Annotated in this window: 12 protein-coding genes; 2 read left to right on the top strand and 10 right to left on the bottom strand. The window is 32.3% G+C overall.

Annotated features, from left to right (window positions below):
* Positions 1–12: 12 nt before the first annotated feature.
* Together EYR00_RS01055 and EYR00_RS01050 are read left to right on the top strand one after the other, a co-directional pair.
* The gene (locus tag EYR00_RS01055) at positions 13–660 is read left to right on the top strand and encodes a potassium channel family protein (RefSeq protein ID WP_003535143.1); all 648 of its coding nucleotides are present in this window, start codon (positions 13–15) and stop codon (positions 658–660) included.
* 12 nt (positions 661–672) lie between these two features.
* Complete coding sequence (locus EYR00_RS01050; RefSeq protein WP_003535145.1) at positions 673–1,338, top strand: potassium channel family protein; 666 nt, start codon at positions 673–675, stop codon at positions 1,336–1,338.
* 293 nt (positions 1,339–1,631) lie between these two features.
* On the opposite strand, the gene EYR00_RS01045 is transcribed toward EYR00_RS01050, so the two are convergent.
* From EYR00_RS01045 to EYR00_RS01000, 10 genes are all read right to left on the bottom strand, one after another.
* The gene (locus tag EYR00_RS01045) at positions 1,632–2,393 is read right to left on the bottom strand and encodes an ABC transporter ATP-binding protein (RefSeq protein WP_003535148.1); all 762 of its coding nucleotides are present in this window, start codon (positions 2,391–2,393) and stop codon (positions 1,632–1,634) included.
* Complete coding sequence (locus EYR00_RS01040) at positions 2,383–3,366, bottom strand: FecCD family ABC transporter permease (RefSeq protein WP_003535149.1); 984 nt, start codon at positions 3,364–3,366, stop codon at positions 2,383–2,385. The genes EYR00_RS01045 and EYR00_RS01040 overlap by 11 nt, the downstream gene beginning before the upstream one ends.
* The gene (gene isdE / locus EYR00_RS01035) at positions 3,353–4,240 is read right to left on the bottom strand and encodes a heme ABC transporter substrate-binding protein IsdE (protein ID WP_003535151.1); all 888 of its coding nucleotides are present in this window, start codon (positions 4,238–4,240) and stop codon (positions 3,353–3,355) included. Before isdE ends, EYR00_RS01040 begins: the two co-directional genes overlap by 14 nt.
* Positions 4,218–5,120, bottom strand: a complete 903-nt coding sequence (locus EYR00_RS01030) for a heme-binding Shp domain-containing protein (protein WP_003535153.1) — start codon at positions 5,118–5,120, stop codon at positions 4,218–4,220. The genes isdE and EYR00_RS01030 overlap by 23 nt, the downstream gene beginning before the upstream one ends.
* Entirely contained in the window at positions 5,111–6,634 is a 1,524-nt protein-coding gene (locus EYR00_RS01025) for an NEAT domain-containing protein (protein ID WP_003535155.1), read from the bottom strand. Before EYR00_RS01025 ends, EYR00_RS01030 begins: the two co-directional genes overlap by 10 nt.
* 228 nt (positions 6,635–6,862) lie before the next feature.
* A complete protein-coding gene (locus tag EYR00_RS01020; RefSeq protein WP_003535157.1) occupies positions 6,863–7,675 on the bottom strand; it encodes a hypothetical protein in 813 nt (270 codons plus the stop codon).
* Between the two features lie 110 nt (positions 7,676–7,785).
* Positions 7,786–8,562 (bottom strand): ABC transporter ATP-binding protein, encoded by a 777-nt coding sequence (locus EYR00_RS01015; protein ID WP_008792433.1) that lies wholly within the window; start codon positions 8,560–8,562, stop codon positions 7,786–7,788.
* Positions 8,562–9,536, bottom strand: a complete 975-nt coding sequence (locus tag EYR00_RS01010; RefSeq protein ID WP_003535160.1) for a FecCD family ABC transporter permease — start codon at positions 9,534–9,536, stop codon at positions 8,562–8,564. Before EYR00_RS01010 ends, EYR00_RS01015 begins: the two co-directional genes overlap by 1 nt.
* Entirely contained in the window at positions 9,530–10,525 is a 996-nt protein-coding gene (locus EYR00_RS01005) for a FecCD family ABC transporter permease (protein ID WP_003535162.1), read from the bottom strand. The genes EYR00_RS01010 and EYR00_RS01005 overlap by 7 nt, the downstream gene beginning before the upstream one ends.
* Positions 10,518–11,426 (bottom strand): ABC transporter substrate-binding protein, encoded by a 909-nt coding sequence (locus EYR00_RS01000; protein WP_003535163.1) that lies wholly within the window; start codon positions 11,424–11,426, stop codon positions 10,518–10,520. The genes EYR00_RS01005 and EYR00_RS01000 overlap by 8 nt, the downstream gene beginning before the upstream one ends.
* Between the last annotated feature and the right edge of the window lie 14 nt (positions 11,427–11,440).

The following is an 11,440-nucleotide window of genomic DNA, read 5'->3' as shown; positions in this document are numbered from 1 at the left end:
GGATGGAAACCTATGAAAATTATAATCGTTGGGTGTGGAAAATTTGGTACCCGATTAGCAAATTATTTAAATAATCAAAATCATGATGTCACTATAATTGACAATCGTGAAGAGGCTTTTAATAATCTTGGTGGTAATTTTACCGGACGGACAGTATTGGGAATGGGGTACGATAAAGATGTTCTAGAAAGTGCCGGAATCAAAGTTGCTGATGCTTTGATCAGTTGTTCAAGCAGTGATGCTATTAATGCTGTTGTTAGTAATATTGCTCATAATATTTACCATGTTAATAATGTAATCGCCAGAATGTATGATAAATCAAAGGCACGGATTTTTCGTTCAATGGGAATTCATACAATTTCAATTACTGATTTGGGTGTTGAAAGGATCTTAGATTATTTTGACAGTAATCGGCTTCAAGTAGTTAAAAAAATTGGTGAAGACAGTGAAATAAAAATTATTAAAATTAAAGCATCCTTATCTTTAATAGGAAAAACAGTCGATGAAATTTCTCTTCATGGTGAGTTTGAAGTTGTCGCAATTGAACGACATGATATTACAATGATGCCTTTAAAAGATACTAAAATAAAAGATAATGATACGATTTATTTTTCTGTACTAGAGGAATCATTATTAAAATTTAAAGAAATTTTGTATTAAGAGGTGAAAAAAATGAAAATAATTATAGTAGGTGGAGGTCAAATTGGTTCTTATATCACAAGTTTACTACTTAAAAATAACCATGAGGTCCGTGTTATTGAAAATAGAACTAAAGCACTTGAAAACTATAAAAATGCCGGACTACCAGAAGAATGTTTAGTAATCGGCGATGGAACAGATATTGAGGTTCTTGAAAAAGCAGGCGTTAGAACTTGTCAGGCCTTAGTCTGTGTAACTGGATTAGATGAAGTCAATTTAACTACTGCCATGGTTTCTAAATTTGAATATGACGTTCCACGAATAATTGCTCGTGTTAATAACCCTAAAAATGCCTGGTTATTTAATTCTGGAATGGGAGTTGATGCTAAAATCAATCAAGCTGACATTATTGGTCATATGATTGCTGATGAAATGAATTATCAATCAATTATGACCTTAATGAAATTATCTAAAGGTGATTTTTCAATCGTGCGAATTCGAGTTGATTATCAATCACGATATGCCGGCAAACAAATTTCTGAAATTTCTTTACCAAACAATGCTCTCTTAATTGCGATTTACAATGATGATGAATTAATGATTCCTCACGGAGATACGCTAATTGAAGCCGGACAAGATATTCTCGCTTTTGGCGATGAGCAGGCAATTGGAAAATTAAATGAAATATTTGTTAGTTAATAATTAACACAAAAACAGCCAATTAACTTTTCTATATAGCAAACTCTATTTACTTTAGGAAGTTTCTATAAAAGATTGTTTAATGGCTGTTTTTCATTTTGAGTACAGATAGTGGGACTCTATCTAAATTTATTGATATCCGGAAAGAATATCATGAAGAGTAGTCATTTGGAGAAGGGATTGAAAAACTATTTAAACAATCCTGACTACATTCCTTAGTATAGTAATTAAATATCGCTAGATTAAATTATAAATATCTAAGATTAACTTCTAACAACGGTAAATTATGTTAGCTATTGATAATTTAATACTATTTTTTGATGATTATAATCAATCACTGATAAATCATAATCATATAAAGACTTTAATGATGCTGAAGTTATTACTTCCTCAGGAACTCCTTGAAATAAGATTTTCCCATCTTTCATTGCAATGATTTCATCACTATAATTGATTGCTTGATTAATATCATGATGAACCATAATAATCGTCATTTGATATTTTTTATTTATTTCTTTTATTAAATTAAGTATTTCAATTTGATATTTAACATCTAAATATGTAGTTGGCTCATCCAGTAATAAAATAGGTGTTTTTTGAGCTAAAGCCATTGCCAACCAAACACGCTGCTGCTGACCACCAGACAAATTCGCTAACAAACGATTTTCGTATTCTTTTAGATTAGTTGTTGCAATGGCCCAATCTATAATTTGATAATCTTCCTCGCTTAGATTTTGATGATAACTTAAATATGGTAAACGTCCATAACCAACAATTGTCTTAACATCTAAATCCCCATAAATCTGATTCTTTTGGTGAACTACTGCAACGTTTTTAGCAAATTCCTTGATCTTATAGTCCCAGACATTTTTATCATTTAATGTTATTGTTCCATCTTTGGCTTTATAAATACGACTTAAAAGCATTAATAAAGTCGATTTACCACTACCATTAGGACCAATGATCGATGTAATCTTATTCTTTTTAAATTTTACCGAAAGTTCTTCAATAAACGGTTTATCTTGATAACTAAATTTAATTTTTTTAACTTCCATCAACATCAATACTCCGTTTCAATAAGATAATAAATAAAGGTCCACCAATGATAGCCATAATAATGGCTGCCGAGATCTCATAGGGAGCCATAATAATTCTTCCTACCGTATCCGCAACTAACAAAACAATCGCTCCTATCAATATACTAATTGGTATCAAATGTTTATGTTCAGTTCCCACTAACAATCTTGAAATATGAGGTACTAGCAGACCAATAAAGCCAATTACCCCAACTACTGCTACACTAATACTGCATAATAAAACTGCTAATAATGATAAACCAAAGCGATATACATTCACATTTACTCCTAGCGAAGTAAGGGTTCGATCTTCTAACCCTAATAGATTACATCCCTTCGCCATAAATAAAGTAATGATTATTACAGGAACCAAATAAATTAATAAGGTCGTAACATCTTGCCAAGTATACAAGGAAATAGTACCCGTAGCACCACTTGTGATTGAAGCAGTTGCACTATTTGCGAGGGTAACAAGAGCACTGATCGTATAGTTGATTGCCACCCCAATCAAAATGATTCGAGTTGTTTTAAATCCAGCTTTCCACGATAAACTATAAATAATTGCAAATGTTATTAAACCTCCAAAGAATGATAGTAAAGGAGCAATCGCAGATAGTTGAGGCAAAAATAAACCAACTAGTACACTAACTAAACTCGCCCCATTAGCAATTCCAATGATTCCCGGATCAGCTAACGGATTCTTTAAAACAACTTGAAATAAAAGTCCAGATAATGCTAATGCACCACCTACTAACATGGAGATGATAATTCTTGGAAAGCGAATACTATATACACTTGCTACATCGACATCGTATTCAATAAATAACCCTTTAAACAATTGAACAATTGAAACTTGAATACTTCCAAGATTTATTGCGATAAAAAAACAGATAAATAATACTAATATTAAAAAGATTATAAATATTCGCGGATGTTTTTTAATTAGTTCCATATAAAATTCCTTCTAAATTTTCTAAGCCTTTTTGATAATTAAAATTAGCACTCATCCCAAAATAATTATTATCTAAATTATAAACTTTTCCATTTTGAACTGCACTGAATTTACTCCAAATATCATTTTGAGCAAATTCGGTTTCAAAATTCTTCATTACTTCCTCTGGCATCGCATGACTAGTTCTCAAGATAATATCAGGATTTTGTTGTAACATATCTTCAGCATTGACATTGACAAAATCCTGACCATTACCATTACCATAAACATTTGTTCCACCAGCTAATTTTACTAAATCACCAACATAGCTAGATTCTGTAGCAACAAGGTAGCTGCCACCTGGCAAACCCATCAAAATTAAAACCCGTGGACTTGCTGTGTTTTGGTATTTAGCTCTAAATTCAACCATATAATTAACAAATTCATCTACTAATTTATTCGCTTTTTTCTCTTTACCTAATAAGCTTCCTAACTCCTCAATACTTTTAAACATACCTGCTACACTTTTAAGATTTAAGAAACTAGAACTTACAGCAATTTTTTCATATTTAGAAGCTAAATCACCCTCCAATGAATTAGGGCTTAATACTAGCGATGGTTTTAAAGTTGACAATACTTCCATATCTGGCGACATTGCAGTTCCTAGTTCTGTCGCTTTTTTATATTTCTTTGGTACTGTATAACTTTCAGTCGTCGGAATGCCAATTACCTGATCAGCTGGAACATCCAAAGCTTCTAAAATTTCCGTAACAGCTACCGAAGTTGCTGCAATCGTCAAATTATTATTATCACTTTTTCCACTTTGATCTACACAACCAATCATTGACAAAGCAAGGACAAGAACAAGAAAACTATTTTTTAACTTTTTTAACATAATAATATGCTCCCCCTCCTGCTACGACAGCTATAACCGCTACAATTCCAATAATCAACAGCGTATTATTACTACTATCCTTTTTTTGCTCACTTTGTTTTAATAAATTTTTAACTGTCAATTTCTTCTTTTCATTAACTTTGCCATTTGTATCAATTACATGGCTAGATAAGCCAGAAATACCATCAAATAAACTTTCACGTGACACTTCCCCCACTGTAGTTACCGGCGTTTCTACCACTGGTTGTTCTTCATTTGTTGTCGTATCACTAGTTTGATTAGAATTCGTACTTGTATTATTGCTGGTGCTATTATTAGTAGTTGAATTATTATTTACCGAATTTCCATTATCGGCAGTGGCTGGTACCATGGTACTAGTGTATACACCTGTTCCCGGAGTAATAGATCCTTGATTTAATTTAATAAAAAATTGCACATCACGCCCCATTGGAGCGACATACATGATAGGACTAATATAATCATTTAATGAATTAATTTGAATTCGATAATGATTTACCGTGTCACCATTAGCACTACTACTTCCTGTTTTAGTAGCACTAACACTATTAAAAGAACCACCACTATTCATGATTTTAAATCTTACATTTGAAACATTTGAAGCTAATCCCAAACCAACAGTAATATAATATTTACCACCAGTTTGCTCTAATAACAAATTGCCTTCTACAATACTTGAAACCATGCTATCACCTAATGTAATATTAGTACCACCATCTTCGGTGTTACCAGTTAGAGGATTAACGTAAGACGTGGAGCGTCCAATTAAGTACGCTCCATCGTCTAGGGCAAAAGCTGGTTTAATATTAATTGTCATCGTTATGATGGCAACCAATATTAATAATACTTTTTTTATTTGCATAATCTTTTTCTTGTTAAATATGCCGCAGCCACTAATGATGAAACTAATAATCCTCCCATTAATTCCATATTAGCATTATCTCCAGTTTTCACTGAACTACTTGATGTTCCTGTAGTTTGGTTAGTCGTTGGAGTTGTTGTATTTGGTGTATCGTTTGTATTATTATTTGATTCACCATCTACCTTAGGTGCTTCAATTGAATCAGATACAAATTTTAATGTGCTATAATCAACTTTCATTCTTGCTGGAATATCACTATTCCCCATCATAGCTACATGTGGATTTACCACAACATCAAATAATTCTTCCTCATTTGGTAAAACGAAAGACCACATAGTTGCTTTACCATCAGCATTTTTACTTACAATAACAGCTGGATTTGATTTATAATCATCAGTTGATGAACCAATGTATAATTCCTCTAACCATGCTTTAATTGTTCCCATAGTCATTTCTTTAGTTGTGATATACATTGTTGCTACACCATTTTTAACTACTACTGTAGCTTGACTGTCAATTGCACCCGCTGCCATTGAAGCCTTATCTTGAGTCGCATTCCATAAAGCAACATCTACTGTATATGTACCATCTTTAGCAAATTTGCTTGTACTTTCTGGTACTACTAGTGTTGGATTATCCAATCCTAAAGATAATCTCGCCTCAGAACCATGAGTACTTCCACCATAGTAGAATTTTACATTTGTTAATTTTGTATTTTTTGCTAATGTAAATTGCATTTCACTTACATTTCCATCACTATCACGTCCTGTGATATCAACTTCTTTATAAGAAGTTCCATCAGCCTGCTCAACTTCCATTTTATCAACGTATGCAGTTTGACCATACACAGTAACTGCACCCATTTGTAATGTTACTAATAAAGTTCCATCTTTTGAAGTAACCGTAGCGCTCTTGACCGCTTGGGCAGCCATTGATTGTACATCTTCATTTGCTTTTAATACATCGCTAGTCACAGTATAAGTACCATCAGCTAATGTATATTCAGGTGCTTCTGGTTCTTCAGGAATAACAATATCCGCTGTACTGTATTGAATATACGCATCAACTGTCGTACCCATCGCGTCAACAAACATTTCAATATAAACACCCTCACTGTTTACCGCTACAGGTATTTTAACTTTTTCTACTTGTTGCTTTCCTTGATCATCTTCGCGATAACTAATAACTTCAGCAGCATGTTTTTCTGATTTTGTATCAGTTTCATAATATTGGATATTTCCTGCATTACCAACTAAGCCCATTAAATTTAATGTTTTAAATTCAGCAGTTAAATACCACTTTCCTTCCTCTACTGATAATTCTCCATTTTCTGCTAATGCTCCAGCTGCCATTGAATCATTTGCAATATTACTTGCATTCTTCAATTTTGTTGGAATAGTATATTTACCATCTGGTAAATCGCTTACCTGAGCAGCATCTACATTACTTAATGTGGCTATCTGAATTCCAAATGCCAGCATTAAAACTAATACTACTTTTAAAAGTTTTTTCATTTTCTTCCTCCCTCTTTTTCTTTGTTAGAAAAGACTAACTATTTAGTTAAAAAATATAGAGAATATATTCTCTGCTAATGTTAGCTAAAACTAACTACATCCATTATTTTACATACATCTAATCTTAAAACAACTACTAATTTTGTTGCCCCCATTGAAACAATCTTTTCAAAAAATATCTTTTTTCTTTATAAATACAGCATTTTTTGATGTTTCATCGATGAAATACTATTTTATAATAACGTTCATAATTGCAATACTCTCGGGCATATGAATTTTACCAACCGTTGGTTTAACCTTTATCTTTACACTCGTTTGCAATATCCGTTCTTCCTTTGAATAATGAAAACGTAATTTTGAAATAGGAATAATATAATCATCCTTGATCATACGACATTCGAGATAGTCTTCTCCTACTTGGTATTTTAAAGAACTCAGCTTCCCTTTAAGAACCATTTTCCCCATCATCGATTCTCGTTCAACTTCTTTTGGCTTTAAAACTAATCCTCCATGTCCCATTTTTATATCCAATATTCCTGGATGAAAGAAACCATCATTAGCCATTGATATTTCCATCTTATCAGCTTTATAAACAGTAAAAGCAAACAGGTATTGACCATCATCAAGATTAGCACTAAGCATATCTCCACTAATTTCTTTTACATTATCAATCAATTCAAATAATCTTTCTTTACTAGTGTTGTTAACAAGTTTAGCACGTGCTTTAGATGATAGTGTTAAAACTAATGATAGTGCCTCTTGATACGCTTCTTCATCATCAAAATTAGCTGTATATTTTAACCAATCAGATAATTTATTAATATCTTTTAAATATTCCCTTGCCATTCTACATCCCTGGCATGATAAAATTCCCTTCCCTTTTTCAGTCGTTAACCCCTCCTGATAGAAGGTATTCAATACTCGGCTAAACGTTGATTTTGATACTCCGACCTCTTGCGCTAACCGAGTAACTGTGTAATCCATTTCTCTTTGTTTATATAAAAATAATAAATATGATAGTTTTTCTTTTGTTAGCTGCATAATCCCCTCCAAAGTTAGTTTATGCTAACATATTATCGTATTTATTCCTTTAAAACAAGATAAAATAGCTATATTCATGATGAACATAGCTATTTTTAACTACTTATTACTTAAAGATCATATGAAAAACACACTGGGCAATTATGTTCTTTATCAAAAATAATTTGCGTCTTAACACCATAAAGTTCCTGAATCACTTCTGAAGTTATTATATCTTTTGGGCTTCCTTCTTTAAAAACTTTGCCTTCTTTCATAGCAATGATCCAATCACTATAACGTGAAGCATGATTAATATCATGTAAAACCATGACAATTGTCTGTTGTTCTTCCTTATTTAATTTACTCAATAATTCTAATACTTCTAATTGATGACCAATATCTAAGTATGTTGTTGGTTCATCTAGTAAAATTGTATTTGTCTGCTGAGCAAGTACCATCGCAATCCACACTCGTTGTTTTTGACCCCCAGATAAATCATGAACCAACATATCCTTTATCTCAAAAGTTTGGGTTTCTTTCAAAGCCCACTCAATAATCTTTTGATCTTCTTTAGTCGATGATATCCTCTTATATGGATAACGACCATAACTAACTAACTCATAAACACTTATTCCTTCAGGGGTATTTAGAATTTGTGAGAGAAAACCTATTTTCTGAGCTATTTCAGCTGTTTTCATAGTTTTCAAATCTTTTCCATCAAGAATTATTTTACCATCTTTTAATGGTAATACCCGAGCCATTGTCTTTAACATGGTTGATTTCCCACATCCGTTTGGTCCTAAAATAACGGTAATTTTATTTTTAGGAATTACAATATTTTGATCTTTCAAAACAATCTTTTTACCATAACCGGTACTTAACTGTCTAGCTTCAATAATTCCCTTCATCATGATCTCTCCTTTTTTAATAGATAAATAAAATACGGCACTCCAATCAATGATAAAATAATCCCTGTTGGAATTTCAACAGTACTCATCAGACTTCTTGATAAACTATCACCGATAATAACCATAAGGCTTCCCATTAACATACTGACCCATAATGAATAACGATGATTGCTACCAACTAACCTTCTTGCAATATGCGGTGCGATTAAACCTACAAAAGGAATAGAACCTCCAAAAGCAATGGTAAAAGCTGCTAAAAATCCGGCTAAACTAATTAAAATAATTGTTTGTTTTTTTAAATCAACCCCCAAGGTTATTACACTTTCCTTTCCTAACGAAAAAATATTTAGAACATCTTGATATTTCCACAATATTACTCCAATAATCACTAATATTGTTATTAATAAAGCTATTTTTAGCCAGTCTGTTCCTGTTAGAATACCAGCATTCCATAATTGCACATACGAAAACTTTTGACGATTCAGCTTTGCTGAGAAGAATAGAATTAACCCTTGGAATCCTAAATTAAGAGCTACCCCACATATAGTCATCCGAATTGGATCTATTCCACGTTCTTTTTCATAAATCAAAAACATTAGTAAACCAATCGTTATTACAGCACCAATCATTCCAGCTAAAGGCATCCAAACATAATCTAAAAATATATCTGTTCCACTAACTAAAATATATAACAAAACAAAGAATGAAATTCCTGAGTTTATTCCAATTACACCCGGATCAGCTAAATCATTTTGTAATACTGTTTGTAAAATATGTCCTGCCAAAGCCATTCCACCACCTACTAAAATGGCACATAACAAACGCGGTAACCGAAATTGAAAGATTACTAATTGTGTATATGGATCAAATAATTCACTTAATTCAATTTTCATCTGACCTATCGTGAATGACAAAAAGCTTGATACTAATAAAATGATTATCAGAAAAATGATTATTCTTTTTTTCTTTAACATTTTTTATTTATGCTCCTTTCCATAAAAAGGAAAAATGGAACACCAATCAGTGCCATAATTATTCCTAGTGGTGTTTCATAAGGTGGTTGTAGATTTCTAGCAATAAGATCGATAAGAATTAAAAAGACTGCTCCATATATCGCAGACATAGTCAAAATAATTTGATAATCCTCCTTTTTAACTAATCGTCTTACCAAATAAGGAACAATCAAACCAATAAATCCAATTGACCCAACAATACTAACTGCCATTCCCGCTAAAAGCAGTGCCGCTAAACATACTAGTATTTTACAACGAGGAACGTTTACCCCTAAACCAACAGCAGTTTCTTCACTCATTGAAATAATCGTAATATTTTTCCCTTGCCTCAAAAGCAAAAATAGACCAGAAACAAATAATAATGTCGCTAAAATAAGTTCTTGATATCCAATATTAGCAGTTCCGCCTACATTCCAATATGTTAATTCTTGACCAATTCCAAAATAAATTGCTATAAACTGGCTTAACGAAGTAAAGAAAAGTGAGACTGCAACACCAGCTAATAATAATCGTTTAGAATTATTAGTATACTTCCCTTTTCCCATTGTCATCGTTAAAAATAAACCTAATCCTGCTCCGACAAAAGAATACATCATCATTAAAAGAAAATTACTGCGACTGACCAAAGCAAAGCAAATTGCTAACATAAAGGAAGCACCCGCATTGATTCCTAAAATTCCCGAATCAGCTAAATGATTTTTAGTCAGTCCTTGCATTGCTGCTCCAGCCATCGCAAATGCACTACCGACGATTCCAGTCGCTAAAATTCGAGGAAATCTAAGATTAATAATAACTTCATAATCATTTCCATTACTCTTTTTACCTAAAATGATTTTAAAAAAATCTTCCCATCCTATTGTCACCGCACCAAATTTTAATGAAAAGAAAATGATGATAGGTAATAGACATAGTCCTACTATCAGCCATTTTCTTACTTGTTGGTTATTCATACAGTGCTAAAATACTTTGAGTAATGTTTTTTAACTGTTCTTTTGTTGATAAAATATCTTGATAGATATATGCACTTGAATCATATGTAATTACCTTTTGGTTTTTTACAGCTGGAGTTGAGTTCCATACACTATTATTTCCAACTAAATCCATAGGATCTTCTTGCCAGCCACCAATCATTATCATATCACCGGCATACTCATTGATTGCTTCTAATGAAATAGAACGATATTGTTCACCATTAATAATTTCTTTTTGAACAACTTCGGGTGCTTTTAATTCTAATAAATCGTATAAAACTTCTCCACCACGACCTTGTTTATTTCCATATACAAATAATTCTTTACTATATGTTTCCATCAAAGTTATCGTCTTGTTAGATATTTTAGCATCCTGTAACTGCTGCTTATATCCAGCAACTTCTTGATTGAAATCAGCAAGCAATTTTTTCCCCTCCTCTTTCTTATTTAAAACATCAGCCATCCAAGTGATTCTTTCGGCAGTTGACATATTTAAATAATCAACTAGTACCGTTGGTGCAATCTTAGATAAATTATCATAATCAGCCTCAGAATATGTAATAATTAAATCCGGTTTTAATTTTGTCACTGCTTCCATACTATACTGCCCATACGCATCATCACCATTAATTGAAGGTACATCTTTCAAATCTTCTTCAAATACAGAATCTTTGTATACATATGTAGTTCCAACCGGCTCCACTCCTAGTGCAAGTGCATCTCCAACAAAATAATCTATTACAACACGTTTAGGCTCATTAGGAATCTCTATTTTTCCTTTTACTGTTTCAACTGTTCTTATTGTATCTTTAGTGGCAGCTGAACAACCAGTTAAAATAAATAAACTTAACACTAATATAGTTGATAGTACTTTTTTCATTTATATCTCCCTTC

It is taken from the genome of Thomasclavelia ramosa DSM 1402, from assembly GCF_014131695.1.
Taxonomy (GTDB): domain Bacteria; phylum Bacillota_I; class Bacilli_A; order Erysipelotrichales; family Coprobacillaceae; genus Thomasclavelia; species Thomasclavelia ramosa.
The sequence above is the reverse complement of the archived record's forward strand: the minus strand, read 5'-3'. Positions and strand labels throughout refer to the sequence as shown.

Coding starts and splice junctions, on each gene's coding strand:
- EYR00_RS01055 (WP_003535143.1), top strand. CDS start 13: ATGAAAATTATAATCGTTGGGTGTGGAAAATTTGGTACCCGATTAGCA.
- EYR00_RS01050 (WP_003535145.1), top strand. CDS start 673: ATGAAAATAATTATAGTAGGTGGAGGTCAAATTGGTTCTTATATCACA.
- EYR00_RS01045 (WP_003535148.1), bottom strand. CDS start 2,393: ATGGAAGTTAAAAAAATTAAATTTAGTTATCAAGATAAACCGTTTATT.
- EYR00_RS01040 (WP_003535149.1), bottom strand. CDS start 3,366: ATGGAACTAATTAAAAAACATCCGCGAATATTTATAATCTTTTTAATA.
- isdE (WP_003535151.1), bottom strand. CDS start 4,240: ATGTTAAAAAAGTTAAAAAATAGTTTTCTTGTTCTTGTCCTTGCTTTG.
- EYR00_RS01030 (WP_003535153.1), bottom strand. CDS start 5,120: ATGCAAATAAAAAAAGTATTATTAATATTGGTTGCCATCATAACGATG.
- EYR00_RS01025 (WP_003535155.1), bottom strand. CDS start 6,634: ATGAAAAAACTTTTAAAAGTAGTATTAGTTTTAATGCTGGCATTTGGA.
- EYR00_RS01020 (WP_003535157.1), bottom strand. CDS start 7,675: ATGCAGCTAACAAAAGAAAAACTATCATATTTATTATTTTTATATAAA.
- EYR00_RS01015 (WP_008792433.1), bottom strand. CDS start 8,562: ATGAAGGGAATTATTGAAGCTAGACAGTTAAGTACCGGTTATGGTAAA.
- EYR00_RS01010 (WP_003535160.1), bottom strand. CDS start 9,536: ATGTTAAAGAAAAAAAGAATAATCATTTTTCTGATAATCATTTTATTA.
- EYR00_RS01005 (WP_003535162.1), bottom strand. CDS start 10,525: ATGAATAACCAACAAGTAAGAAAATGGCTGATAGTAGGACTATGTCTA.
- EYR00_RS01000 (WP_003535163.1), bottom strand. CDS start 11,426: ATGAAAAAAGTACTATCAACTATATTAGTGTTAAGTTTATTTATTTTA.